We start from the raw sequence: 26,316 nt of genomic DNA, 5'->3' as shown, positions 1-26,316 counted from the left end.
AGGGTGGGTTGAGCGAAGCCGAAACCCACCAGCATACCAGTCAGCGGTATTCATCCTAACCTTAATGCCAGCCGCTATCGCTGCTAAGAAATCTTTTCCACCGACCAATTCTTAATCACCCGGAGTTGGGTTGGGTGTGCTGTTCCTGAAGCATTGGGTACATCCTGCTGGGCTTGTATTGCCTTGTTGAGAAATTCCATTTGCTCTTTAATCTGTTGGAATTGACTTTGCAGTTTTTCCAAGTCTGAGGGAGTCAGTGCAGGGGTCACATTCTGCGGTTGGCTTGGGGCTTTTTTGGACGCATAAGCCATGTAAGTTTGGGCGGAAGCAAACTTGGCGGCGGCGGATTGCACGGTGGCTGGAGTAGAACTCTCATAGGGCGTCGTCGCGAGTGAAGTATTAATCACAAAGGGAGGAGACGACGGTGCAGGTGCTGGTTTGACCTCTGGCTGGGGAGTCGGTGCAGGTTCCGGTTGAGTCACTTGGGGTAGTGACAATGCAGGTTCCGGTTGACTTTGTTCAGGTGCTGGTTCTGATGCGGATTGAGCTGGCTGCTCCTCTGGAGACGCTTGGACTCCGGTTTGGAGTTCTTCATCCAAAAAGGAGGTTAAGCCAGAAGCGGTTAGTCGAGATTCTTCGGCTTTGAGAGACTCTAATAATTCGTCTCGTTCTTTCAAGTTTTGCTCCAAACTGGAGAGTTGTGCTTCCGTCTCCGCAGATTTACGGGCAGACTGACGCCAACCGGTTATGGCGATGCTAGAGGCTCCTGCTGTCAAGCCGAGTACAGCCGCTAAACCCAGGTAAGGCATAGCCACATTAGGATCTCGGAGTTCCCCATGAAATATAGGTTCGTCTTGGAGTTGAATGGTGACTGGCTGATCCCCAAAGATAGCCAGAGGTAAGGTCAAGACACCAAAGACGGCGGTCGAGATAACGGCAGGTGTAATTAAGAATCGTTGTAGTGGAGAGCCCGTCATAATTTGTAGTTCCTAGTGACAATTTCCAGTGTTCGTCGTACTGTACTGTTAATGACTATTAAACGTTGGCGAGAGAAATTCCAACTGGCAGGAGGACTTCAAGGAGGACTGTTTTAAGGTTAATCTTTGTGACGAAAAATGTCCATATATTTTTATAAAGTTACGATTAAGAATCAGAGGATAAGTCCGTATTTTTACGTAAACTTTATAAACCTAAAATCTCTTTACAATTAAAGTTCAAAGAGAGAAAATATTACTAGGACGAGGGAACATCAGATAGAGACTTCGGGTCAAACTCGACAGGGTGAGGAACAGTCTTGACCCAAACAAAACAAGCTCTCTCCGGTGCTGACAATTTTTGGCTCATTTCTTAACTCTAAGCCAGTTGGCTATACCCTAGACTTTATCTAGAATACTGAGTAGACAGGAGAGCGATCGCTTGGAGGAGTCGATTGGGATAAACGTCTGTCACAACTCCCAGGAATTGCCAAGCCCAGTTTGAAATCGTCACAGTTTCTGATTCGGATATCCACAGCACTATGTTTAACGTTTTCCAAGACCTGCTCTTACCCATTAGCCACATCCCATCCCTATTGCTACGCCGGATGAGGAAGCCCTTGACCGAAGCCCAACAGCGGGCAGAAGGTAGATGGCATAAGGGATTTATCCCGATGCCAAAGGCATCAGCTTGGGCGCGATCGCCCCTAAGCAAGGATGTGTCGCCCCCACTGCAAAACAATACCCAGGAACGAAGGCGAAAAGTCCGGGGCTTACGCCGAGGGATTTGTTTCCTGTTAGCCTTCCTTTTATCACTGGTGATGGGCGTCGATTGGGCAACAGATTTACCCGTGGCGGCGACGAACAATCCCATCATTACCGTTACCTTCCCCCTTTCCACCGAGGGAGCAAAAATCGTGGATGCGACAGGTAAACCTGTCATTCTGCGAGGCGTAAACTGGTTTGGTATTGAAACCGAAATGCACGCCCCTCACGGGTTGTGGAAACGGGATTATAAGGAGATGTTGGCGCAGATTAAAGGGTTAGGATACAACATGATCCGACTGCCTTATGCCGTAAAATCCCTGAGAGCTCCAGAAGTGACTGGGATTGATTATAGTATCGGTGCAAATGCTGAACTGGAAGGGAAATCGCCCCTACAGGTGATGGATATGATTATCCAAGAAGCCGATCGCCAAGGGTTAATGATTCTGTTGGACTCTCACCGACTCAACGACGAACGGATTCCCGAATTGTGGTACGGTGATGGCTTCACTGAAGCCGATTGGATTGACACCTGGAAAGTGTTAGCCAGACGCTACAAAAATCAATTAAACGTGATTGGGGCTGACCTGAAAAACGAACCCCATGGTCGCGCCAGTTGGGGAACTGGGGATTTGGAAACCGATTGGCGACTGGCGGCGGAACGGGCTGGGAATGCGATTCTGGAGATTAACCCGGATTGGTTAATGGTTGTCGAAGGGGTAGAAAATAACGTTCCCGGTCAACAACTGGATATTCATTGGATGGGCGCGAATCTAGAGGGTGTGGAACGCTTCCCGGTGCGATTGTCCCGTCCCAATAAAGTGGTCTATTCTCCCCATGAATATGGTCCAGGCGTCTTTGATCAACCCTGGTTTTCTGAACCAAGTTTTCCCCAAAATCTCACCCGACGCTGGGAAATCGGCTGGAATTATATTGCCACAAAAGGAATCGCCCCCGTCTTTATCGGGGAGTTTGGTGGACGACAAGTTGATTCCCAATCCAAGGAAGGCGTTTGGCAACAGAAACTGGTTAATTTTGTGCAGAAAGAGGATTTGGGTTTTGCCTACTGGAGTTGGAATCCCAATAGTGATGATACCGGAGGACTGCTCAAAGATGACTGGCTGACGGTGCAGGAACCGAAGCAAGATTTACTGCAAGGAGTCCTAATTGCCACTCGGTTTGCCCACAAACCCGCCATGGCGTTCATTCCTGATATTAAACCTAGTCCATCCCTAGGGATGAATCCCACCCTCAAACCCCGTCCCCGTCAACCGGAATTAAAAGTCACCTCAACGATGCGATCGGATTGGCAAGATGGGTTTTGTATGAGTATCGAGGTGATCAATCCCACGGATCAGGCGGTGAGGGATTGGCAAGTGCAGTTCCAGATGAATCAGGCGACAATTAGTCAGACCTGGAATGGCAACTTTAAAGCCCAGGGTTCAGAGTATGTCGGGAAACCCTTGGACTGGGGACGTGCGATCGCGCCAGGAAAAAGCCGTGAGTTAGGATTTTGCGCCAATAAGCAGGGTTCGGATTACCAACTGCGAGAACTGTCAGCCGTGGCGGTTAGGAGTGACGCTGAGTTTCCTCCCTCCGTCAGGATTCCCACTACTCCACCGCAATTGAAAGTCATGTCTAATCTACAATCAGATTGGCAAGAGGGATTTTGCATGAGTTTAGCGGTTATTAATCCCACGGATAACAAAGTGCGCGACTGGCAAGTGCAATTTCAGATGAATCAAGCGGCGATTAATCAGAGTTGGAATGGGAATTTTCAACAGAAAGGATCAGAATATATTGTCACGCCGATGGATTGGGGACGGGTTATTGAACCGGGACAAAAGCATGATTTGGGATTTTGTGCGAATAAGCAAGGTTCCGACTACCAGCCTCAGCAACTGATGGCGTCGAGTCGATAAGGGACTTGCGACTTAATAATGTACCAAGGAGACTTGGCTGAGTTCATGAATTTCAGCTTTCCTCACTGGTACTTTATTTTTACGCCGCTCCCTAATCGGATATCAAGCCCCTAGTGCAAGACGGCAGAAATAACGCCAGCAGCTAATATCTCCCCCCGCTTCCCCTGCTCCCTCTGCTTCCCCTGCTCCCTCTGCTTCCCCTGCTTCCCCTGCTCCCCCTGCTTCCCCTGCTCCCCCTGCTACCCCCGCTCCCCCTGCTCCCCCTGCTTCCCCTGCTTCCCTAGCTATCTTTTATGGGGTTAACTAACAGTCCGTAAATATCTAGACAATTAGTGACATAACTAGACATTTTTTCTGATATAATCAGGCAATGTCTAGTTTAACCCCCCAAGAAGCAGCTACTCTACTAGTGCAAGAAGGCAGAAATAACGCCAGCAGCTAATATCTCCCCCCGCTTCCCCTGCTGCCTCTGCTCCCCCTGCTTCATCGTATCTACGAAGCTGCTCAAGTATTTTTGCCAAGCTGCACTAGGTGTGACGGTCTTGCGCGTTGCACCGATGGGAACTCAACGGCTGGCGGTCCGGAGTCGATATGATATTGTTGACTTAATTGGCAATAAATCGGGTAACGAATTAACCGTTGGCGTAGCCGCGAGTATCTAGTCAGAACTGAGGGAGGTAGCCAAAGAGCGATGACGACGATAACTTATTGCAAAGGTTTGCCAACTCCCGCCGATGAACTTAACCCCATCGGGTTCAGCGAATTGGAGATGTTTTTAACGTCATTGTCCGATATATTCTATCAAGCAACAGTTGAAACCGTTAACCATTTATTAAATAAAGAAATAAAATTTAATCAATCCAGTTGGAATAGTCTTATGCAAGAGAAATACGGAATCAGTAAGCGTTATGCTAACGGAGTAATTTCATTAGCTAAAGGAAAAACTGCCTCAGCTACATATTGTAGAAAAAGACAGATAAAGCAATTAAAATCACGAGTTAAGTCAGCGAAAGATTGGGTAGCCAGAGCCACAAAGAAAATTAATTTAGCTCGGAAGTTCTATGGAAAAACGAACTGGCAATCCTCCAAAAATGGCTGTAATTTCCCCTTATCGTCAAACCTCAAGACGAGAAAAACTAACTGGCATCATTTGCGTCAAGGTTTGCATCACAAAAAGCGATATATCCACCGACTTCACAATCAAATTAAACATCTGAAATCAGCGAAAATTAGAGTAAAGGTATCCAGAGGGTCAGTATTTATTGTTGGCTCCAAGGATGAAAGTTATGGGAATCAAACTTGTCAATGGTCTGGAGATACTCTCAAGTTGACGCTTCGACTTCGCTCAGCGTCAACACCGAGCGAAGCCGAGGTGTTGAGAGTCCCCAATTGTCTGGAAGCCAAATTTGGGAAATATGTCACATCAAAAATAGGCAGCTTCTCCCGTCATATTAATAGATTACCCAATAGTGGTGCGAAAACATGGCACTTCTATAGAAAGGAGAATCGCTGGGTGGTCGCTGTTCAATTCACGCCCGCCGCGGTGGAGAAGGTTAGTAGAGAAATTCAGTATGGTGCCCTGGGTATCGATCTAAATCCTAGTTCTATCGGTTGGGCTTATGTTGATGGTCAAGGAAATTTAAAAGCTCAGGGAACTATTCCTTTTCAGACGGGTTTACCCAAAGGTAAACAAGATGCTCAACTTGTCGATGTTTGTTTGAAATTGTCCGTTTTAGCCAGGAATTTTGCCTGCCCAGTTCTGTGCGAAAGCTTGGATTTTTCCACCAAGAAAGCTCAATTAAGAGAGCGAACAAAAAAATATGCTAGAATGCTTTCTGCCTGGGCATACAGTCGTTTTTATCAGATTTTGTCATCGATTTTATCCAACCGAGGAATAGCTCTTTCTTTGTGCAATCCAGCTTACACGAGTTTGATTGGATTGGTTAAATATAGTCGGATGTATGGACTATCATCTGATGTGGCGGCAGCCCTAGCAATTGCCAGAAGAGGAATGAATAAGAGTGAGAGATTGCCGCGCTCTGTGTCCGCCTATCTTGGAGTGAATCCGAGAAAGCACGTATGGAGTGCTCTATATCAATTTAATAATTTTATTGGTCGATGCCCTGTAGTCAATCGTAGACACGATTACTACAATGTCTCTAACTGGGAGCCATTGGTTAAGGCTGATATCGAGCAACAATGCCGGGTATCAGCCAAGCGTAAGCGTTAATGGTTATCGACCAAAAGTTACACCGTGGACTTATACCAAGACAGAATTACTTATGGGTAGGTTTGTCTAGGTTTTTAGAAGCGGTTCCTGACGAATAATGCTGTACCGTAAGCTGCTTCTATATGTCTGGGGGGTTGAATGGCAACCTGAAGCTGACGTTGGCGAATCGCTGTCCATGTCGTATTTTTAGCGCCTCCTCCCGCCGTATAGACACAGGTGAGGGGAGTCGCACCGAGTTGTTGTAATAGTTGATAGCCTCGTGCTTCAATACGGGCAATGCTTTCGAGTAAACCGTGGAGAAATTCGACAGGGTTGGCAGGTTGAGGTTCTAATTTGGGAGACAGATCAGGATCATTGATGGGAAAGCGATCGCCTCTTTTTAATAATGGATAATAGTCTAGGGGACTTTCCTGCTCAGGGTTGATTTGATGGCTAAGTTCTTCAAGTTCTCTGTCGCTGAAAAATTGTCGCAGTACAGCACCTCCAGTATTAGACGCACCGCCGGTTAACCATAAGTTTCCCAGTCGGTGAGAATAAATTCCGTAATCCGCATTCTCGACGCGGGTATGACTCAATAACTTCAAGACTAATGTAGAACCCAGAGAGGTTAACGCTTCACCGGGATGCTTTGCCCCACTGGCGAGAAATGCAGCAATACTATCTGTTGTACCCGTACAAACCTGACAGTCTGGGTGTAATCCTAACCGGGAGGCAATTTCTGGAGTGACGTCACCGACTGGCGTTCCCGGAGCCAGGACTTTGGGTAATATTGGTGGGAGTGGGAGTTGTTTCATCCAACTGGGATACTCTAGCTTTTCTGGGTCATATCCCAGCTTTAAGGCATTGTGATAGTCGCTAATTCCGAGCTTACCGTGTAATAAAAAGGCTAACCAGTCGGCTTGATGGAGGAAGTAATAATTTTCCAGAGTGCCTGGTGTATGGTGAATCAACCACAAGAGTTTCGCCAGACTAGAAGTGGCACTGAGAACCACGGAATTAGCTGGAGCAATCTGCTTTAACTGTTCCATCATCGCTATCCCTCGCCCATCATTATAAAGAAGTGGCTCGGTGATTGGAGTACCTTGGCGATCGCATAGCAGTACCGTTGCCGATGTCCCATCAATGGCGATACGAGTAATATCTTGTCGAATCGATGCCGGAATTTGTTCAATTAGCCGATACAGAGTGCTTTGCCAAATTGCCGTTAATTCAGCCAGGGGAGTCGCCGCAAACGCCCATTGCGCTTCGGCTTGAACCGCACCTGTGGCGTCAATCACTATGGCTCGTGCGCCAGATGTACCGAAATCGATCCCAAGGTAAAGGATTCTAGAATTCGCCATAAGCTTAAACCAGGGCGATTGAAATCGCAGCTAGACAAACAAAGTCCGCCTGCGCGGACTGGGTTATAATACCAAATCCGCCTTTGTCACCCCCCTTTATACCTTGGCTGCTATTCCCCACATCCCACACCCCATTCTGCACCCATAAAGGGGGTAGTTAACCCGGATTTAGTATTATCGGTTTATGGCTCTCATGTTATCGGTAAAACTCGCCCCTACACTTCTATATTTTTTCTGCATATTCTGGTGAGCTAGATTGAAAGGAGAATCTGAAGCTCGAATAACCTGATGAAAAAACCATTCCTCCTAAGTGCTGCCTTCTTACTGATTACTGGATGGGGAATAACGCCGCCCTCTCCCTTTGTCAATGCTCAAACACCCTTAATTGAAACCATTCCTGACTCAGCCGAAAGTGCGACTGAAGCGAAATCAACCATAGTCTTACTTGATCCAGGCGCTCAACCTCGGCAAATTTTGCGGTTTAAACCCGCCGCCAACACCAAGCAAACCACAGTCCTGACGATGAATATGGACATGACAGGGGCGGTGGATGGTCAGGTTATGCCTGATGTCAATATGCCTGCTATGCAGATGACGATTGAGTCAGAGGTGACTCAGGTTGAGGCGAATGGAGATGCTCATATTAAAGTGACTTACACCGATGTGGATGTAGTCTCGGATACAACCGCTTCGCCGGAACTGATTCAAAACCTGCGATCGCAACTGCAACAACTCCAAGATGTAACCATTGAGTTTGTGATTGATCAGCAGGGAATCACCAAAGATGTGGACGTATCGTTACCGGCGGATCTTGATCCCAACCTCCAACAACTTTTACAGCAAATGTTAAGTTCTTTAGAGCAATTATCGGCAGCACCGTTTCCCAAAGCAGCAGTGGGAGTGGGAGCAACCTGGCAAGTCTCCAGCGCTGTACCTGTTTCTGGGTTGCCATTGGATCAGGTTCAAGTCTTATATGAGGTGGAAGATATTCAGGCAGATCAGGTGACGCTGAAAATGAGTATGCAACAGCAATCTCAAGAATCGAGCCAAATGAATCTTCCCGGAACGCCTCCCGGTGTGAATTTTCAGATTCAGTCTTTTGCTATGCAAAGCGCGGGAACAATGACCATCGGGTTTGATCGGATCATGCCGCTTCAGGGAATGATGTCTACACTTTCTAACATGGAGTTTCTGGTTACAGAACCGGAAAGTGAGCAACAAAGGCTGATGCGGATGAGTTCATCTACACAAATAGAGATGGATTCTCAATAAGCGGTTTTTCGTGAGAGCCTTCCATGAAAGCGATTACCACAACTCCTAGCAAGATCCCCGACTTCTTCAAGAAGTCGGGGATATGTAGAATAAAACAGAATGGTTTAGTTTTGATAGAATTTACCCTCGATATGAGCTAACTTTTCCTCAATTTCAAAATGGTTGAGTTGTTCCCAGGCATCCGCGATCGCCAGAATTTCGCCAATTACGGAATGGGCATTTTGGGAGGGCAAAATATCAGACATTTGCCAAATGCCTTGATCGAGAACCGTATCCTCTAACGTGAGGATGTTGTGTTCAAGTTCTCTTCTAGCATCTTGGAGTAATTGACTGAGCCGTTTGGCATTGCGTTTTTTGGCTTTGAGTTGTTGACGAGTAAGTAACATAGTGATTTAGAAGGAGTCGTAATCGACTACTGATAAGGGATTAAACTGCCACTAAAATGGGGTCAGTCTTTATGATTTTCTTAGCCTGTGCCAGCCGATCAGGATAATTTATGGGGAAGCTAGAGGAACCTGTTCGAGATCTAGTCGGCTACGTCTGGAACATCCAGCAGTCTTGATATCATAGAGTTGGAAATCGGTTTAATCTAAAATATTGACAAAATAAATAATGTGTGCTAAAGCATCTAAGCAGGTACATCAGTTCAAGGCATTCTGCTCAAAAACAAAATTTGGCGGATTATTTCTCCATAAAAGCGATAATTTCACAATTCATCATTTAGATTAATGCCAGGGTTATTGAGTTTAGATAGAATTGTTAAAAATTTAGAAACCCACGACAATTCAACGCGGATAAAAAAGTTAATGGTTTATACCTGCCAGAGTCAGTGGGAAAACGAGTTGTCAATTCTGAATCAGTATGCGTTCTCTGATTTAATCCAACAACTTCGCGCCTCCCATTTGAGTCTGGATCAGCTTCGTTCAACGCTTTATAGCTTTGCGGAAACGTTGAACCGCCAAGCTGAATATTTAGTCGTGGCTGATACGATTATTCATCAATTAGAACCCCTCTATGACGAACCGGAAGAGTTAACTCAAGTCGTCGCGGTTAAATCCCCGCCTAAAGCGGCGACTCAACCCCCATGGATTGTCTTAGAAACGGCTAGTGAACTGGAAGAAGACAGTAATATCCTGCGAATCAAAAAACTGATGCTTTATGTCGGTAAAAATCACTGGGAAACCGACTCGCAGATTCTCGAACAATTAAATTTGGCGGATTTAATTCAAGATTTAAGAGAATCTTACCCTAGCATCAAGAAACTCAGTGCAGCACTCAAGCAGCAAGTGCAAACCCTCAACCGACAGGCAGACTATATTGTCGTGGCAAAAACCATTCTCAAGGTGCTGCAAAAACTCTATACTGATGATTCAGAAATTACCCGTGTTAAATCAGCAAAAGCCGCGCGATCGCAGCCGCCAGCACCGCCACCGACAAGGTTCCCCTCACAGGCAAATACAGGGAATAGGAATACGCGAAAACGGGCAGACAAAGACAACCAGGAAAAATTCCCCAATCATCAATCACCACTTGTTCAAGGTCAGGAAATTCGACAAAGTGCAACTCAGGATTCAACGTCAAACTCATGCCCGTATGACCCGTTTGATTTGCGTTTAAATGTAATGAAATATACAACCCCATTGCGGGCAAAGCTATTAATTTTTTCGGTACTTTATCATCCCATAAAAAAAACGCAACATGATTGGTTATTAATGAAAGCCAAGCCCCTAGACGATTTGTTATTTGAATTATTCTCAACTTGTCCCACGCTGGAGGAACTCGAAGCAAAGCTTTACCAGACAGCACAAGCTCTAGAAGACGCCGATGAAAACACTCAAGCCGCTGGCGCGATCGCACAATCAATGAAACGACTTTATGAACGTTAAAGAACTCCTACACCGCTATGAAGCGGGAGAAACCAAGTTTACTGGCATCAGTCTCAGCGGTGTCAATTTGTTTGGCGCAGACTTAATTGGCATTGTTCTCAATGGTGCTGATTTACATGGTGCGACGCTAATTTTTGCTTACCTAAGTCGCGCTAATTTCCGGAAAGCTAATTTAGTGGGGACGCGGTTAAGTGGCGCAAATTTAAATCAGGCGTGGCTGAGTGGGGTTAATTTAAGTAATGCCGATTTACATGGGGCAAGTTTACAAAGTGCTGACTTAAGAAGCGCAAATTTGACATTAGCTAGTTTGCTCGATGCTAACTTAATGGATGCTGATTTGCGGGGGGCTAATTTAAGTGGGGCGGATTTAACTGGGGCGTGTTTGCGCGGGGCGAATTTGCGAGAAGAAAAGCGGATGTATACCGCCAAGCTGCGGGGCGCCATCTTACAGAACGTAGATTTACAAGGGGCAGATTTGCGGGGGGCAGATTTATTGAAAGTGAACTTAAGGGGTGCTAATTTAAGGGAAACGAATTTGCGGGAAGCGGATTTGCGGGGGGCAAATTTGAGTGGCGCCAATTTGAGTTCGGCATTTTTGACGGAAGTGAATTTGATGGGGGCAAATTTGCGTGGCGCTATTCTGAAGAATGTGAAATTAGAACGGGCAATTTTAAGTGAGGCAGATTTAACTGGCGTGAATTTACAGGGGGCTGTAATGCCAGATGTCAGGTTAAGTAAAGCCCAAGTGAGTGGGGGAAATCTGAGTTTTGCGCGATTGAATCGGGCAGATTTGAGTCGGACAAATTTACGGGAAGCGAATTTGAGTGATTCGGATTTAATTGAGGCATATTTGGCAAGAACAAACCTGATGGGGGCGAATTTGAGTAATGCTAATCTGACACGGGCAGAATTGAGTACCACTAATTTAATGGGGGCAAATTTGCAGGGGGCGACAATGCCTGATGGTAGGATTCATGACACAGATTGACACAGATTGAATGGCATAGACAAAACAGTGAATAGGAAAAGGAAGAAAATTTAAGCCCTGAACTAAAGTTCGGGCTAAAAGCTTAAGTCAGCTAAAGCTGACTGGATACAGATTTTAGTCCACCACGCTTGGACTTGAGCGACTCGCTGTGAAACTAAGCTAGGTTTGGAGTTGCGCTGTCTTCGCTATACAGCTCTTTGCGCTGTAATAAAGTACAGTAGATCAAAGTCCCCCTTCTGATCCCCCTTCCGTCCCCCTATTTGATCCCCCTCCCGTCCCCCTTAAAAAGGGGGAAGCCAGTGGATGCTTCGCTTTTTTTGCACGGGGAAGCCAGCGGATGCTTCGCTTTTTGTTCCATGGGGGAAACCAGATGTTGCTTCGCTTTTTGTTCCATGGGGGAAACCAGAGGATGCTTCGCTTTTATTGCACGGGGATTTAGGGGGATCGACAAGGATTGCGCCATTATTGATATTAAGGTTGAAATGCCGAACAGCTTAATCCTCCCAACAATTCTTACATTTTTATCATCCTGTGCCAGCAAGAACTAACGCCTCTATTAAATCAGTGCGACTAACCTGACAACTCCCCACCCCTAACGTTCCTCTAAATCCGTGAAATCAGTGTTTCAGGAATGGGGAATTGCTCTATAATTTGACATTAACCCTAACCGTAAATTTGGATAGTTATGGCACAAGTCATTCAAGCCAGCGAACTAACCTTACACGATGTCAAAGAAAAGTTTAACCTTCAGCGAGTGGAGGATGAACAGTTCTTTCCAGAATGGCAGAATGATTTACCCCAAGCCACTGATGCTGAAAAGCAATGGCTTGATCGGGTTAAGGCGAATTTTCTCTATTTGGCAGAGTATCCAATGCATGAAGAGATTGTGAAAATGGTGGTACTGTCTCCATTGCTATCCCTCGCTAACTTTTATAGCTATCCGTTTCGTCCTGTTGCAGAGAAGCCAGTGGAAATTGTGTTTGAGGATGAGGCGGAAACCCTCAGGGGAAGGATTGATGTGCTGGTTTTACATCAAACGTTGTGGATTACAGTGATTGAGGCGAAGCGTAAGCAGCTTAATGTTTTAGAGGGAATTCCCCAAGCGTTGTTCTATATGATGAATCGTCCAACTATTAGGGAACCTCTATTTGGATTTATCACCAATGGCAGTGAATTTGTGTATCTTAAACTCATGCAGCAAGACTCGCCGCGATATGGTTTGTCCCGGCTTTTCTCGCTGATTAATCCCGGAAATGATTTATATACGGTGTTAGGTGTCTTGAAGCGGTTAGGGGAAGTTGTGAACAGCACTAAGCGGTAAGATGGTAAAAGTAGGCTTCAGGGTCGTGCGATCGCACCTGATTACTGGGGGTTGAAACTGTTTCCCCTCACAAGAACATTTATTGTAAGGATTCAGGGGTCGTGGAAATCCGATGAAGGGGGAAGGCTTCGCCTCCTTTTGGCTATGAGTCGAGTACAGCAGTTTGGCAGAGGCGAAGGCTTGCCCCTTTTGCTCCGGCACACAGAGAACTACCTGAGAGGGAAAAGCGTAACGATGGCGCTCTAGTAACACAAAATCTGCTTAAATATAAGGTATGTGAGTGCTGTTGCCATGAAGCCAAAACTTGACCCAAACCAACTCAAACAGTTGCCCACCGAGGAACTCGTTGGCTTGCTGGTGCAGCGGCAGCAGGTCGCGCAACTGGTAGCACATCCGATAGAAGTAGTCGAATACCAAAGGCAAACCTGCCGTTGTGCCTGTTGTGGTCAGCTGACAGCAGCGCCTTGGTCAAAAGACATTGTGCCAGGACAAGACTTGAGTGTGAGATTGCAAGCACTACTGGTGTGGTTGGGCAACTATGGACATCTGTAGAGATGAAAAGCAGCAAGAACTACTGTGGGAACTGGGCAAGATTGAGATAGGGGTAGGAACTCTTAATGCCACAAATGCTCGGATGGCGGATGCGGTGAAGGAAAGCGTTGACGGCTTACGAGAGTGGATCAAACAGCAACCGTTGGTTCATGTGGATGAATCTCCTTGGCCAGTGTTGGGTCTCAAAGAATGGTTGTGGGTGAGTGCGACACCATCTTTTGCGTCACTTCAAAAAAGTTGTGAAATTGAGCCATGGTAATAATCCAGCTTTAGGGCAAGCGTTCATTGAACTGATTGAGGAAGCCTTTGCCCAGCATAAGCAATGGCGTCAAACTCAAGACTCTACCTCTTTCTTTACCTGGGCGGCCTCTTTTAAGCTGCGAGTGGCGCTGACTATACAGGAATGGATAAGTACAGCCGGATATGAATCGGGCAAGTTACTGCGTTCTTTACGGGATAAAGCCCAGCAATGGTGGTACTTCCTCGACCACCCAGAAGTGCCACCGGACAATAACCTGGCGGAACGTTCTTTGCGTTTGGCGGTGACAAAACGTAAAGTCAGTGGTGGGTCTCGCTCAATGAAGCGATTTCAACAGACGGCAGACTTATTGAGTGTGGTACAGACTTGTCGGCGGCAAGGACGGTCGGTGATTGAGTTTTTTCAAGCCGCCTTGGTAGCTCAAACCGAGTCGGGGCAATCTGTGTCACTGTTGCCTGAACCTGTCCCTTGAAACCTAGTTGTCTGTGTTCGAGTGATTGAACTCGACCAGGTTACACACTGGCAAACTGAGGCTCCATTCCTACCCATCATCCTGAGAGATGGGTGGTATCAGCCTGATGCTGGGGTTTTGAGCCTGGGCGCACTCGCCGATATGACTTAATTCCCTTTCCCCACTTACTTTTGCACGGCTCGTACACCCAGGCTGATTGATGAGCTAAACACAGACCTGAATCCTTACCTCAAAGTTATCTTCGAGTTGTTCCTGGTAGGCTTGATTGAATTTTCCTTTGGGATAATACCAGACATTCCAGTTGCCAATTCCATAGCGTTCTGGATCAAATCGTTCATCTAAACCCAGGTAAATATTGAAGGCACTACAGGAATACTTATAATCGGTGAGGCGTTTGCGTTCTCGCTGACTTAATGCCTGCTCATCCTGCATCAGTTGCACGGTTAACTTGGGATCTAAATCACTGATATAGGTTTTGGCTTGATAGGTTTCTCCACCAGCAACGACGGCTTGAACTTGACCCTTTTTAACCTGGATCTGTTCAACGGGAGTAGAGCATTTAACCACACCCCCCCCCTGGATTCAATTGCCTCGACAATTATCCTCTTTATAAAAAATTAAATAAATTGGGTCAAGTATACGATTGGTTAAAAGTCTTTGAAGGAAAATTATTTATTTGCTGGAATCGGACTAAGAAAAGCGTTTTGAATTATAGATAAAATCAAAAATGCCGCTCTTAAAATTATTGGCGGGTTCATTTTCTGAAAACGCTATACGCTAGAGCTTTTGGGCTTCCAGAGCTTAAGATTATCAATGTTAGTGAGGCAATTTCTTCTATCTAAAGAATGAATGTTGAGTTAAGTTAGCTTGTAACGCTGAATACAACACTATTGTGGGAATCAGGAAAAAATCCCGCCCCCAGTCAGTGATGCTGGTAGCACGGGATACCTTTTACCTGAATTGCGCGATCGCACGCCCAATAGAACCAATTAATTAGCTGGGTTTATTTCTGGGATCGATAGCCGCTAACAGATCAGCAAGTTCACTGGCGTGATCTTCTTCATCTTCGAGAATGCTTTCGACGATATGGCGAGTTGTGGGATCAGCATGACCAAAAAAGCCAACTAACTTGCGATAAACTTCAATCGCAATCCGCTCGGCGACTAAATCCTCTTTGATCAATTGAGTCAACTCAATATTCGCACCCGTGCTACCATACTCCGTAGATGAGCGCTCCATGATTGTCGCCGGATTAAAATCGGGATCACCCCCAAGCTGATCAATCCGCTCGGCGAGCATCATCGTATGTTCTTGTTCTTGCTCGGCGTGTTCAGCAAACTCCGCCGCAACCTGAGGATAATTAATTCCCTTAGCAATAACCTGATGGTGACGGTAGCGCATTACACATAGAATTTCCGTGGCTAGCGCTTCGTTGAGGTACTGACAAGCTTGTTCGCGGTTGAGGGGATAATCTTCAGTAACGGCTCCCTCTTCAATAGATTGACGCGCCTGCTGACGGATCTTATCAATATCATAAAGTTGATTTTTTGTTTGTGTGGCTGTCATACGTGTTCATCCTTCTCATTATCAATTCAGGGATACTCACCGATTTACCAACGATAAGTCGTTGGCTCTCGACGTTAATTGAGTAACCCAAATCTTTATTACTGAACTTAACTTTAAACAAAGAGCCGAAAATGTGCTTCTGTCGCAGGGGAGAACTATGATGTCTAACTTCCGAACTATTTCGACTTAGGCGGAAGTCGGCTCTTGATATCCCTGAATCGCTTCGGGTTCAAATGCGCTATCTGGCTGGGAAAAGTGGGGGCGAGTAACAATCGGGTAACATAACAATATTGTTCGGTTAAGAGAGGGGGCAGGGGAAGCTGAGGGAGCATGTCAGAGAAAGCCGACAATTGTTCAGCTATCTGCTAAGTTGGTTTATTCTTCCAGAAGGCTCTACCTACGTACCTCAACCCAATCGACAAAGGGGATCATAGAGCCGAAAATTAGCTTGATCCAGTTAGCTGATCAGATTCTATTCAGGTGGTATCCTTTTGGATGATCAGCTATGTGTAGGAGATTCTATGGATAACTGGCAATCTGTTAGCGTTTTTGGCTTGCCAGCAGAGAAAGGCAGATGGTTTTTAATCCCGTTAGGCTCGCTTATCCTACTGTGTTTAGGCACAGTCTATTCTTGGAGTATCTTCCGTAAACCGCTAGAGGACTTATTTGGCATCAGCGCCACTCAAAGTTTATTACCGTTCACAGTTTTATTAGTCCTCTATGCCCTGTTGATGCCCATTACGGGATTCTACATTGATAAGATTGGCGTGAGCAAAATTACCGCGATTGGTGGTGTGGTGACGGGAATTGGTTATATCCTTTCCAGTTTCGCCACGAATATCATCCTCTTAACGATTACCTATGGGGTAATCGCTGGGGCGGGAGTTGGCATTGCCTATGGTGTTCCCCTAGCCGTTTCCGCTAAATGGTTTCCCGATCGCAAAGGCTTGGCAGTAGGATTGACGGCGATCGGGTTTGGACTTTCTCCCTTGGTGACAGCACCGCTAGCCAAGGGCTTAATTGAGGCATTTGGCGTTCTTCCTAGCTTTGCAATTCTGGGAATTAGCTTGACGGGAATTATTCTGGTTATCTCAATCACGCTCAAATTACCCCCAGTCGGATGGAAACCCCAAAACTGGACGCCAAAACAGATTGAAACAAGCAAAAATCAGCGACGACAACTATTGCGATCGCCGTCTTTTTATGCGCTCTGGTTTTGCTATACCATCGGCACGTTTGTCGGACTCTCGGCGATCGGTATTTCCAGCCCCGTGGCACAGGAAATTATTCAACTCGATGCGACGACTGCTGCGATTACGGTTTCTATCTTTGCTGTCTTTAATGGCATCGGGCGTCCTCTATTTGGTTGGTTAACGGATCGCCTACAGCCCAAGGGAGCGGCGATTATTTCCTATGTGTTAATTCTGATCGCTTCAATTTTGATGCTCAGTGCGGGAGAGGGGCAAGCTTTGACCTATCTGGTTGCTTTTTCTCTGTTCTGGCTTTGTTTAGGAGGATGGTTAGCGATCGCACCAACAGCGACGCTGATTTTGTTTCCTCCAGAGGACTATGCTAAGAACTATGGGATTGTCTTCACCGCCTATGGCGCTGGCGCATTATTAGGGACTCTCGCCATCGGACAACTCCGGGATTTATTTGGCAGTTATACCTACGCTTTCTATCCCACCGCCATTTTAGCCATTATCGGCATTATTATTGCCCAATTTAAGCTTCGCGCTTAAGTATTGGACTTTGGACAAAAAAATAAATTTGCGTAATTTATTCGCCAAGGCATTTGGGACAGAAAAATTAGATGTAGGGGCGGGTTTTATGTCCCGATATCATATTTTAATATCAACCTGAAACCCGATCAAAAAACACCAGATTCCCAACAGCGATCGCACTTTGTTTGTCCAAATTCCAGTAAATCCGATTAACCAACATTTGCCAGGGTTCCCCATTCAAGGGGATAGAGTTCAACTAATTCCCGCAGTCTATACTGTTGATAATTTTTCGGCGAACTGAGACGAGCTTTATTAATAGTCTGAACCAGTTGGTCGCGAGAAAATGGTTTGCTTAAGTGGGCAATAGCGCCCTGTTTCATGCCCCAAATTCGGTCAATTTTATAATTTTTAGCTGAACATATAACAATGGGAATGTTCTGAGTCTCTGGGTGTTTTTTAAGCTGACGACACACCTCAAACCCATTCATGTCCGGCATCAGTACGTCGGTAACGATGACATGGGGTTTATACAAAACTGCCTTATTCAGCGCTTCTTTTGGGTTAGTTAGATTGATAATCGTATGACCGCTATCGCGCAGGTAAAGATTCATCAATGCTAACTGGCTGATACTATCCTCAATCAATAAAATCTTACTCATGGAACGATTATCCTGCAAGTTTAGATGAGCTGGGAAGGAATAAAAATAGGAAATTGGTTTTAGATGTCTCTGCTTATTATTAGACTATCTTTACTTTCTGTAACAAATAATCCGTTAATTCGCTGAATAATCCTACGCAGAATGGCTGATTTCTCAGAAACTGCACCAGTATATATGCTTATCGTGTTGAAAAATTGGGATGATTGGGATTATAATGATGCATTCCTGGGGATAGTAAAAACTTGCCAATGACAGACATCTCTGGTGCATCAACTCATCTGCAACACCATCGACAGCAGTTTCCGGCTTTAGCCAATAAAGCCTATTTCAACTTTGGCGGTCAAGGGCTTCTCCCCACAAGGTCGTTAACGGCGATTCAACAGGCTTATGAGTATACTCAGGATCACGGACCCTTCTCCGGTAAGGTTAATGAGTGGCGCTTGGCACAAACCGGGCAACTTCGAGGTGCGATCGCGTCTGAGTTGAGAACGCCTCCCGAAACGATTACCCTTACAGAAAATGTCACCGTTGGCTGTAATATTGCCTTCTGGGGAATAGACTGGCAAGTGGGCGATCGCATCCTGCTGACGGATTGTGAACATCCGGGTATTGTGGCGACAGCAGAAGAGATTGGACGGCGATTTGGCGTAGAGGTGTCCACCTGTCCAATTATGGCGACGCTGAACCAGGGTGATCCTACCGCCGTGATCCAACAACACCTGACACCGCGTACCCGGTTAGTGGTTCTCAGTCACATTCTCTGGAATACGGGTCAAGTTTTGCCCTTAAAAGAAATTGTGGAAACCTGTCGTAATACGGCGACAGAAAACACCCCAATCCGAATTTTAGTCGATGCGGCTCAATCGGTTGGTTCTTTACCCTTAAATTTAAGCGAACTTGGGGTAGACTTTTATGCTTTTACGGGTCATAAATGGTGGTGTGGACCTGCGGGGGTTGGTGGTTTATACGTGAAACCTGATGCGTTAGAACACCTGCATCCGACGTTTATTGGTTGGCGCGGTATTCTCATGGACAAAACCGCTAAACCCATCGGCTGGAAACCGGATGGACAACGCTTTGAAGTCGCCACATCCGCCTATCCTCTCTATGTTGGATTGCGAGAGGCGATCGCGACTCATCAGCAATGGGGAACGGATCAAAGTCGCTATGAACAAATTTGTCAGCGTAGTCAATATCTTTGGCAACGCCTATCTGAGTTAAACTCGGTGCGTTGCTTGTTGAACTCTCCCCCCCAAGCGGGTTTAGTGTCCTTTGTCTTAACCGATAGTACCCCCTCTTCCCAACTTGTCAACCAATTGGAAGACAAAGGTTTCCAGCTTCGCACGCTGCGCGATCCCGACTGCATTCGCGCCTGCGTTCATTACTTTACAGACTATGAGGAAATGGATCGGTTAGTGGACGCGATCGCGAATCAATTGTAGGGGTGGGTTTAGGGATAATTGTAGGGGTGGGTTTAGGGACTCAATTCAAATATCCACCAATAACGGAACAACAAAACCCGCCCTCCTCACCAAATCCTGACTATTCCGTTGACTTTTGCCGCACACCTTGGACAATCCGCGAGAGTTCACTCTTTTCGTCAACCGTAATCCGACTGGGGGAACCACTGATAATCCGCTCGTAATTGCGGAATGAATCTTTAATGTCTGCCCCATCTTTGCTAATCATATACTCTCGAATTCCAGTATCGTGCCAAGATCCCCGCATTTTAAATACATTAAGTGCCCTGGACATTTGTCCGCGAATTTCTACGTATTGCAACATTAAAATTGTATCAGTAATCGTAGAAATATGGGAATCTGTAATTGAATTCGATCCCATAAATTGATCCGTTGTATTGGTAAAAAACCCGGTAATTTCTTCTTGCTTAGCGTAACCCGTCACACCAATCACGAACTGACGGAATGCATTATTGCTCACTCCCCGCGCTAACGCCGAAAGAGAATCAATGGCAATCCGAGACGGTTTGAACTCCTGAATTTGGGTTTGAATAATTTGCAAATGATCTTCTAATCCTGCCGATTCTGGGTAAGAACAAAGAATTTTTAATAATCCTTTTTCCTCCATTTCCTCAAAATCGATTCCCCAGGATAAGCCGTTTCGCGTAAGCTGCGCTCTAGATTCTTCGTAAGCAAAGAGAATCGCCCGTTCTTCATTTAAACAAGCATCATGAATAAACTTACTAACTAATAAAGTTTTTCCGGTTCCCGTAGCTCCCGTTGCTAAAATAATGGAATCTTTAAAGAAACCACCACCACACATTTCATCCAGGGTTTTAATTCCAGAGGATACCCGAACATTAGACGAACGTTGAGTTAATTGCATTGCACCTAAGGGGAAGATATTAAATCCTTGATTGCTTAGGGTAAACGGGTATTCCCCTTTCATGTGGGTTGTACCCCGTAACTTAAGTATTTCAATCGTGCGGCGTCGCCGTTCTCCTTCCAAAACATTGCGAACAATTACCACATTATCGGAGACAAACTCTTCCACACCAAACCGGGCTACAGGTCCATACTCTTCCACGCGCTCCGTCGTCATCACTGTCGTCACGCCAATTTGCTTGAGACGAGCGACTAAGCGAAAAATTTCTCGCCGCACCACTGAAGCCGCATCATATTGTTGAAATATGGCGGTGATGGAATCAACCGAAACCCGCTTGGCTTTGTACTTCCGAATCGCGTATTGAATCCGCTCAATTAAAGCAGACAGATCAAAGTTGCCGACAACTTCTTGTCCTTCGGGATCAGGAGAAGCATCCAGAATAAACAGTTTACCGTCATCAATTAACTTTTGCAGATTCCAGCCTAAACTATGGGAATTTTTAATAATATCATTAGGAGATTCTTCAAAGGTAACGAATACACCCGGATCATCAAATTGAGTGATCCCGTTATAAAGGAACTGAACCGCAAACAAGGTTTTACCCGTACCAGACGTGCCGCTCACCAATGTGGTTCGAGCCACAGGTAACCCCCCATGGCTGATATCATCGAACCCTTCAATCATCGTCCGGATTTTATGGACTCCTGGGGTGGTAAATTCATCGGGTCTTTGCTCATCTAGATTAAATGGACTCATATTTTTTCGTCAAATTTAAACATATAACTAAAATCGCCGTCATCTGAGAATAGATCTCGAATTTGCTATTATCTCATAAAATCTGAACCTGCCCTAAAAATCTATGTCTCCATCCCGAAGTTCTTCATAAAGCAGATCCAATCCGATTAAGACTTTTTCGCGATCAGACAGATCCCCAATAATTTTTCGCACCGGAGGGGGTAAAACTTTCGCTAGAGTTGGCGTTGCCAAAATTTTATCTTCCTCGGCAAGTTGAGGACTTTTGAGAACATCAATCACTTTCAGGGCGTAAACCCCTTGAAATTCCTGTTCCAGGATATTTTTGAGGGTTTTCAATGCTGTAACTGAGTGGGGAGTATTCCCAGCCACATAAAGCTTGAGGACATAAGTTTTTTTTAAGGGACTCATAGGGTTAGCCATTACTAATAAGCGAAGGATAGTTGCCAATTTAAAAGTAACCCGAAAGAAATTCGTTCACCGTTGACGTTGATGGGTCGGGAGCGAATTGCTAATACCACAATTATAATTATAACTCTCTGGGAATCGAGCGACGATACATTTCACCTAAATGAGCAATTACATCGATCAGTGTTAGACGATAATCGGTGAGAATATCTTCACTGCGACCCTCTAGCTTGAGTTGTTGTGCAAAATCATCCATCAAATCCATGTGAATTTCTACAATTTTAGAAACGGATATATCGGCAAAAAATGCTTCATTTACCAAGTTATCAATTAACTGGTTAATCGCGGTGTCTTGACTGAAGTACATTAAAACAATGTCACGATAATCACTCTTAAGCTGTTCGATCAGTTTACTTTTTTCATTTTGAGGTAAATAGCGAAAGAAAAACTGAGGATTTCGTTTATAGTACACACCGAGATATCCCAGTCGCTCTTTGAGTTTTTCCGATAACCGATACTGCTGCTTCATTAAAGAACCCCGATGAATTTCCTCGGTTTTCTTATCCGCATTAGCCAGAAGAGTGGGCAAGTTGCAGTTCGGAGAAAGGGAAAGGAACTGGGTAATTGCCTGTTCCAGAGCATGTTCTAGGTCAGAGACTTGGCTACTATCGAGTCGAACTTCAGCGGCGTGAAACAAATAATGCACCTCCCCTGGAGTACAACGAACGGTTGTCTGAATTGGGTTTGACTGAGCATTTGTGACAACAAAAGAATCATTGTTTTTTGATTCTTTTGGAAAAATAACTAGAGGAAGTAGGGTTCCTTGTTCGTACAACTGATTAATAACGGGTGGTAAGGAGTCGTCATCTTGCAGCACTAAACAATCGATATGCTGCTGTTTTTGTTCCACGAACTCCAGAAACTCAGAGGCTGAGTTCGTGATCGATAAAACATAGCGATCGCCACTTAAAACCTGGCTCAGTGACTGCGCCAGGGCTGGGGAACGAACAAAAATACCAATTGACAGTTGAGGATGCAAAACGATAGAACTTTAATGTTGAAAAACAACCTTACCAATTGCCGAGTTGAAGTTCTCGACTGTAACGTATTTTAACAAAATTTTTCTAAAGTTAATTAACATTACGTTAAGTACTCTAAGAATTGTAAGTAATTGTAAGCATTTTGCTCTTCCCCCCCCCCATCCAGCGCAATAATTGAACTAGAGCGGTGGTTGTGCTGGTCAGCGGAGCAAGTCCCTGGCGCTATTCGGCTTATGGGCAACTTAATAATTTATAGCCTGCGACCTAGCCGCTTCCCCTGATTTGAGCTAATTGGTCATATCCATGTCAACTCCCAGTTTAAAAGAATGTGCTGCTTCTGTTCCGATTTGTTCCCAAACCACTGATCTAACTGCCCTACTGGAGATTTTTCACGCATCAGGGAGTGACTCGATTGTTGTGGTCAGTGAGCAGCACTATCCTCTGGGAGTCGTGAATCTGCGACAGGTTATGCCCCATCTCCTGACCGGGGCGACGTCAGCAGCAACTCTAGGAACAACCGCAACTAGAGATTTCTCTCAACGGCTCTCGGAATTGGAACCCTCTGTAATTGAACCCCTAGAGATTCTACCAGCATCGTTGACAATCAGCCAGTTCTGGACTATCTTAACCGACTTGGGTAGGGGAAGACCAGACACACCATTCGATACATCCACCATTCCCTACCCGGAAGGTTCCAGACAATGGGCATTAGTCGAACCCAATGGTAGATTTTTGGGACTGCTCAATAGCTGGCAATTATTGAAATTCTTAGCACCATTACCCCAGACTGAGGATGTAGAGACGTCACATGGAACGTTTCTACGTCAGGGCGGGTTCTGCACAAACGCTACCATCAATAGCCAAAAGAAAGTTTCATTACCCACCCCGACAAACCATTCCCTGGAGAGTCGCAAAGGGTTCCCCAATGCCCAATCACCCTTAATCCAACTCCTCGAACAACTACCACTCCCCCTGAGTTTACAAACCGCAACCGGGCAAATCTTGTCCGAAAATCGGGCTTGGCGTCAGCAGATAGGGTTATCCTGGGAGCAGCCAACTGGGATAGAATCAACCTCGGTTGAATCACCCTCCAATGTAGGTATCCTCAGTCATAACACTCAGCCCGACTCAACCCGCTACTGTGCCAATGGGCAGACAAATCCTCAGGTGACAGAACCATTAGCGGTAGCTGAACCGAACCCCACCCATAAACCGCTCAACAGTAGGGAGAAGCCAGTAACTTGGGGGGTTGGTGATCAAACTCAGCCAACATTCACTTCCCCTAGAGCGATGGGTTTTGACTGTGCAGGCGATCGCACTCACCTCATGACACCCCATGCTCAACATCCAGAACTTGAGTCTCCAGCAACATCTCAGTATCCTCAAGACTCACACAGGGATGGGGAAACCCTAGAAATGACGAAAAAAATCCAGGATCGCCAGTTTGTGTTGACCAAAATGCCTCTACCTCCCTCGTTGTTCCCCGAATTGACAACTGAGGATTGGAAAGACACACCATGGAAAGATACACCATGGCACGTCTGTACCCAACCCGATACAGCCAACCCAACGATCCCGAAAAATACCCTCAATCCCCCTAATTCACAGCTTTGGTTAGTCATGGCGCAAGACGCGACGACTCAACAGCAAGTCGCCCAAGAACTGACTGCCAAAAATGCGGATTTAGTCCAACTCAACCGCCTGAAAGACGAGTTTTTAGCCTATATTAGCCATGAACTGAAGACGCCACTCACCGCCGTTTTAGGATTATCAACCCTGCTCAAAGACCAGTTGTTGGGAGAACTCAACGAACGTCAAGCGCGTTATGCTCGGTTGATTTACCAAAATGGGCGTCAACTGATGGCAGTGGTCAATGATATTCTGGATCTAACGCGCATGGAAACGGGTCAGCTTGAACTGACGTTAGAACCAGTGCAGATTCAAAGCCTGTGCGATCGCGCTTATCAACAAGCACTCCAAGTCTACTCAGACAACAATCCCAACCACGAAGGCGCAACCCCCGACATCTCCTTTGTATTAGACATCGAACCCGGTCTAGACACCATCATTGCCGATGAACTGCGGCTGCGGCAAATGCTGGCACACCTGCTATCCAATGCACTCAAATTTACTGATAGCCAAAACACCGTAGGTTTAAAGGTTAACAATCAAGATGGCTGGATAGCCTTTACCATCTGGGACACAGGGATTGGCATTCCCGAAGACAAGCAGCACTTGATTTTCCAGAAATTCCAGCAGTTGGAAGAACCGCTCACTCGTCAGTTTGAGGGGACAGGGTTAGGATTAGTCTTAACCCAACGCTTGGCTCGCTTGCATGGAGGAGATATCTCGTTTATCTCTAAAAACGGCAACGGTAGCGAGTTTACCCTGCTCCTTCCCCCCTGTCCTCCTTCTGGCAAAGATTTGGCAGAGACTGAGGACTGGGGACAGACAAACACCAACGTCCCATCCCCCAATCGTAACCGCTTGGTGTTAATTGTCGAAACTGTACCCCGGTATCTAGAAAGCCTGACGGTGCAGCTAAAACATTTAGGCTACTGGGTAGTCAATGCTCGTTCTGGTCCAGAAGCACTTTCCAAAGCTCGTAGCTTACAACCGAGCATCATTTTACTCAATCCTCTCCTCCCACAAGTTTCGGGTTGGGATGTACTGACATTACTCAAGTCTGATCCGCAAACCCGTCACATCCCCATCTTAGTTACAGCAACTCAAGCTGAAAAAGAACAGGCTGATCAAAATAACGCCGATGGCTTCTTAAGTTTACCGGTTCAAGAGGAAGCATTAGCGACAAGTCTGATCCACTTGGGTAAACATCAGCCTCCCGCCACTCAGGTACTAACGCTGCTTTATGTCAGTGCGGGGTTAGTCGAGGTTCCCCCGGAATCGTCAAGACTAATTTCTCAGTTAACTGATATACTCAGTTGCCAACATTCAGATCTAAGATACCGGGTATTGGAAGCTGATGATTTAGAACAAGCAGAATTATTGGCGCGGGTTTGGCATCCAGATATCGTTTTGCTGGATGGGGCTGGGATCAATGATGCCCCAGGTTACTTTAAAACCTATTTGTTATATCCCACATTAGCGGATCTACCCCTGATTACCCTGGATCATCAAACCACGCAAGCTGCCAATCAAGCGATCGGTCTTTCTGTCTATCCTTGTTTAGCACCGGATAACCCCCAGAAAATTACCACACTGCTGGAAGTGATTCAAATTGCGGCGGGAGTGAGTCGCAAGTCAAGCCTTCTCATTTTTGATCTGGGCGACACTCAAGGGATTAGTCCCAATGGCTTCAACACGAATCCTGTCACACCTTACACCCCTTGGCTACGGGCATTGATTCAATATCTACAAGCGACTGGATTTAGGAGTCTATTATCCCACTGTTGGTCAGATGTCTACCATCAACTTCAACAACAAATGGTTGATGTACTGTTGATTCGGATCAAAGATATTCGGGATTATTCAGGCGTGGTTCAAGGATTAAGATCGTTGAGTCAGATACCCAATCGACCCCCGATTCTTTTACTGGATCATCGATTGCCCGATTTATCCCTCAATGTTGGAGTTTCTGAGTCAGATCAGATAATGATAGAATTCGAGTCGCAATTGCAAAGCCTTGCTACTAAAATTTTGCCCGGACGTTCCTATTCCATGAGTCAATTGCTCGAACAAATTTATCTGGTTCTAGCCTAAGTCAATGTATCTTGCTTGAATCTTTTGGGGGACTCTGAACGAGAAATACATTTAATCCACCGACTTTTTGGTCAATTTCAATTGAAAAAATAATTATTGGTGATCGTATCAAAAATACT

General features: G+C 45.7%; 17 protein-coding genes and 3 pseudogenes. 11 read left to right on the top strand and 9 right to left on the bottom strand.

Annotation, left to right across the window (positions count from 1 at the left end):
* Positions 1-83: 83 nt before the first annotated feature.
* Positions 84-977 carry a hypothetical protein gene (locus MC7420_RS31765; protein ID WP_006105813.1) on the bottom strand — a complete coding sequence of 298 codons (894 nt, stop codon included), beginning with the start codon at positions 975-977 and terminating at the stop codon, positions 84-86.
* A gap of 539 nt (positions 978-1,516) precedes the next feature.
* On the opposite strand from MC7420_RS31765, the gene MC7420_RS31760 reads away from it, so the two are divergent.
* The 3 genes and pseudogenes from MC7420_RS31760 (at position 1,517) to MC7420_RS31755 (ending at position 5,891) form a co-directional block, all read left to right on the top strand.
* Positions 1,517-3,661 carry a cellulase family glycosylhydrolase gene (locus tag MC7420_RS31760; RefSeq protein ID WP_232231828.1) on the top strand — a complete coding sequence of 715 codons (2,145 nt, stop codon included), beginning with the start codon at positions 1,517-1,519 and terminating at the stop codon, positions 3,659-3,661.
* 549 nt (positions 3,662-4,210) lie between these two features.
* Positions 4,211-4,311, top strand: a pseudogene (locus tag MC7420_RS43625) (IS607 family transposase); the annotation flags it as partial.
* Positions 4,312-4,352: 41 nt separating this feature from the next.
* Entirely contained in the window at positions 4,353-5,891 is a 1,539-nt protein-coding gene (locus MC7420_RS31755) for a hypothetical protein (RefSeq protein ID WP_006105797.1), read from the top strand.
* A 74-nt stretch (positions 5,892-5,965) separates the two neighbouring features.
* On the opposite strand, the gene MC7420_RS31750 is transcribed toward MC7420_RS31755, so the two are convergent.
* Positions 5,966-7,231 (bottom strand): FGGY-family carbohydrate kinase, encoded by a 1,266-nt coding sequence (locus tag MC7420_RS31750; protein ID WP_044210892.1) that lies wholly within the window; start codon positions 7,229-7,231, stop codon positions 5,966-5,968.
* A 288-nt stretch (positions 7,232-7,519) separates the two neighbouring features.
* Here MC7420_RS31750 and MC7420_RS31745 point away from each other — a divergent pair, with 288 nt between their 5' ends.
* Entirely contained in the window at positions 7,520-8,503 is a 984-nt protein-coding gene (locus tag MC7420_RS31745) for a hypothetical protein (protein ID WP_006105804.1), read from the top strand.
* A 104-nt stretch (positions 8,504-8,607) separates the two neighbouring features.
* On the opposite strand, the gene MC7420_RS31740 is transcribed toward MC7420_RS31745, so the two are convergent.
* The gene (locus MC7420_RS31740) at positions 8,608-8,889 is read right to left on the bottom strand and encodes a hypothetical protein (RefSeq protein WP_006105790.1); all 282 of its coding nucleotides are present in this window, start codon (positions 8,887-8,889) and stop codon (positions 8,608-8,610) included.
* Between the two features lie 342 nt (positions 8,890-9,231).
* Here MC7420_RS31740 and MC7420_RS31735 point away from each other — a divergent pair, with 342 nt between their 5' ends.
* From MC7420_RS31735 to MC7420_RS43085, 4 genes and pseudogenes are all read left to right on the top strand, one after another.
* Positions 9,232-10,389, top strand: a complete 1,158-nt coding sequence (locus tag MC7420_RS31735; protein WP_044210891.1) for a hypothetical protein — start codon at positions 9,232-9,234, stop codon at positions 10,387-10,389.
* Complete coding sequence (locus tag MC7420_RS31730) at positions 10,379-11,377, top strand: pentapeptide repeat-containing protein (RefSeq protein WP_006105787.1); 999 nt, start codon at positions 10,379-10,381, stop codon at positions 11,375-11,377. Before MC7420_RS31735 ends, MC7420_RS31730 begins: the two co-directional genes overlap by 11 nt.
* A gap of 685 nt (positions 11,378-12,062) precedes the next feature.
* Positions 12,063-12,698, top strand: a complete 636-nt coding sequence (locus tag MC7420_RS31720; protein ID WP_006105846.1) for a type I restriction enzyme HsdR N-terminal domain-containing protein — start codon at positions 12,063-12,065, stop codon at positions 12,696-12,698.
* Between the two features lie 357 nt (positions 12,699-13,055).
* Positions 13,056-13,981 (top strand): annotated as a pseudogene (locus MC7420_RS43085) (IS66 family transposase); the annotation flags it as partial.
* 231 nt (positions 13,982-14,212) lie between these two features.
* Here the strand turns inward: MC7420_RS43085 and MC7420_RS31700 are convergent.
* Both MC7420_RS31700 and MC7420_RS31695 read right to left on the bottom strand, forming a co-directional pair.
* Positions 14,213-14,557 (bottom strand): annotated as a pseudogene (locus MC7420_RS31700) (phytoene desaturase family protein); the annotation flags it as partial.
* Positions 14,558-14,974: 417 nt separating this feature from the next.
* Positions 14,975-15,547: a ferritin-like domain-containing protein gene (locus tag MC7420_RS31695; protein WP_006105871.1), complete on the bottom strand. Its 573-nt coding sequence runs from the start codon at positions 15,545-15,547 to the stop codon at positions 14,975-14,977.
* A gap of 521 nt (positions 15,548-16,068) precedes the next feature.
* Here MC7420_RS31695 and MC7420_RS31690 point away from each other — a divergent pair.
* On the top strand, positions 16,069-17,289 hold the full coding sequence (locus MC7420_RS31690) for an L-lactate MFS transporter (protein ID WP_006105870.1): 1,221 nt from the start codon (positions 16,069-16,071) through the stop codon (positions 17,287-17,289).
* A gap of 191 nt (positions 17,290-17,480) precedes the next feature.
* Here MC7420_RS31690 and MC7420_RS31685 read toward each other — a convergent pair whose 3' ends face one another.
* Entirely contained in the window at positions 17,481-17,930 is a 450-nt protein-coding gene (locus tag MC7420_RS31685) for a response regulator (RefSeq protein WP_006105863.1), read from the bottom strand.
* Between the two features lie 248 nt (positions 17,931-18,178).
* Here MC7420_RS31685 and MC7420_RS31680 point away from each other — a divergent pair, with 248 nt between their 5' ends.
* Positions 18,179-19,372: an aminotransferase class V-fold PLP-dependent enzyme gene (locus tag MC7420_RS31680; RefSeq protein WP_006105808.1), complete on the top strand. Its 1,194-nt coding sequence runs from the start codon at positions 18,179-18,181 to the stop codon at positions 19,370-19,372.
* A gap of 100 nt (positions 19,373-19,472) precedes the next feature.
* Here the strand turns inward: MC7420_RS31680 and kaiC are convergent, their stop codons facing one another.
* From kaiC to MC7420_RS31665, 3 genes are all read right to left on the bottom strand, one after another.
* On the bottom strand, positions 19,473-21,032 hold the full coding sequence (gene kaiC, locus MC7420_RS31675; protein ID WP_006105815.1) for a circadian clock protein KaiC: 1,560 nt from the start codon (positions 21,030-21,032) through the stop codon (positions 19,473-19,475).
* 93 nt (positions 21,033-21,125) lie between these two features.
* A complete protein-coding gene (gene kaiB, locus MC7420_RS31670; RefSeq protein ID WP_044210886.1) occupies positions 21,126-21,440 on the bottom strand; it encodes a circadian clock protein KaiB in 315 nt (104 codons plus the stop codon).
* Positions 21,441-21,558: 118 nt separating this feature from the next.
* Positions 21,559-22,476, bottom strand: a complete 918-nt coding sequence (locus tag MC7420_RS31665) for a circadian clock protein KaiA (RefSeq protein WP_006105840.1) — start codon at positions 22,474-22,476, stop codon at positions 21,559-21,561.
* A 304-nt stretch (positions 22,477-22,780) separates the two neighbouring features.
* Here MC7420_RS31665 and MC7420_RS31660 point away from each other — a divergent pair, with 304 nt between their 5' ends.
* Positions 22,781-26,197 carry an ATP-binding response regulator gene (locus MC7420_RS31660; RefSeq protein ID WP_006105809.1) on the top strand — a complete coding sequence of 1,139 codons (3,417 nt, stop codon included), beginning with the start codon at positions 22,781-22,783 and terminating at the stop codon, positions 26,195-26,197.
* The last annotated feature ends 119 nt before the right edge of the window (positions 26,198-26,316 follow it).

Source organism: Coleofasciculus chthonoplastes PCC 7420, assembly GCF_000155555.1.
Lineage (GTDB): Bacteria > Cyanobacteriota > Cyanobacteriia > Cyanobacteriales > Coleofasciculaceae > Coleofasciculus > Coleofasciculus chthonoplastes_A.
This window is presented reverse-complemented; position numbering and strand designations above follow the sequence as displayed.

Bases quoted from the DNA above. Each gene is read 5' to 3' on its own strand.
- MC7420_RS31765 (WP_006105813.1), bottom strand. From the start codon at position 977: ATGACGGGCTCTCCACTACAACGATTCTTAATTACACCTGCCGTTATC.
- MC7420_RS31760 (WP_232231828.1), top strand. From the start codon at position 1,517: ATGTTTAACGTTTTCCAAGACCTGCTCTTACCCATTAGCCACATCCCA.
- MC7420_RS31755 (WP_006105797.1), top strand. From the start codon at position 4,353: ATGACGACGATAACTTATTGCAAAGGTTTGCCAACTCCCGCCGATGAA.
- MC7420_RS31750 (WP_044210892.1), bottom strand. From the start codon at position 7,231: ATGGCGAATTCTAGAATCCTTTACCTTGGGATCGATTTCGGTACATCT.
- MC7420_RS31745 (WP_006105804.1), top strand. From the start codon at position 7,520: ATGAAAAAACCATTCCTCCTAAGTGCTGCCTTCTTACTGATTACTGGA.
- MC7420_RS31740 (WP_006105790.1), bottom strand. From the start codon at position 8,889: ATGTTACTTACTCGTCAACAACTCAAAGCCAAAAAACGCAATGCCAAA.
- MC7420_RS31735 (WP_044210891.1), top strand. From the start codon at position 9,232: ATGCCAGGGTTATTGAGTTTAGATAGAATTGTTAAAAATTTAGAAACC.
- MC7420_RS31730 (WP_006105787.1), top strand. From the start codon at position 10,379: ATGAACGTTAAAGAACTCCTACACCGCTATGAAGCGGGAGAAACCAAG.
- MC7420_RS31720 (WP_006105846.1), top strand. From the start codon at position 12,063: ATGGCACAAGTCATTCAAGCCAGCGAACTAACCTTACACGATGTCAAA.
- MC7420_RS31695 (WP_006105871.1), bottom strand. From the start codon at position 15,547: ATGACAGCCACACAAACAAAAAATCAACTTTATGATATTGATAAGATC.
- MC7420_RS31690 (WP_006105870.1), top strand. From the start codon at position 16,069: ATGGATAACTGGCAATCTGTTAGCGTTTTTGGCTTGCCAGCAGAGAAA.
- MC7420_RS31685 (WP_006105863.1), bottom strand. From the start codon at position 17,930: ATGAGTAAGATTTTATTGATTGAGGATAGTATCAGCCAGTTAGCATTG.
- MC7420_RS31680 (WP_006105808.1), top strand. From the start codon at position 18,179: ATGACAGACATCTCTGGTGCATCAACTCATCTGCAACACCATCGACAG.
- kaiC (WP_006105815.1), bottom strand. From the start codon at position 21,032: ATGAGTCCATTTAATCTAGATGAGCAAAGACCCGATGAATTTACCACC.
- kaiB (WP_044210886.1), bottom strand. From the start codon at position 21,440: ATGAGTCCCTTAAAAAAAACTTATGTCCTCAAGCTTTATGTGGCTGGG.
- MC7420_RS31660 (WP_006105809.1), top strand. From the start codon at position 22,781: ATGTCAACTCCCAGTTTAAAAGAATGTGCTGCTTCTGTTCCGATTTGT.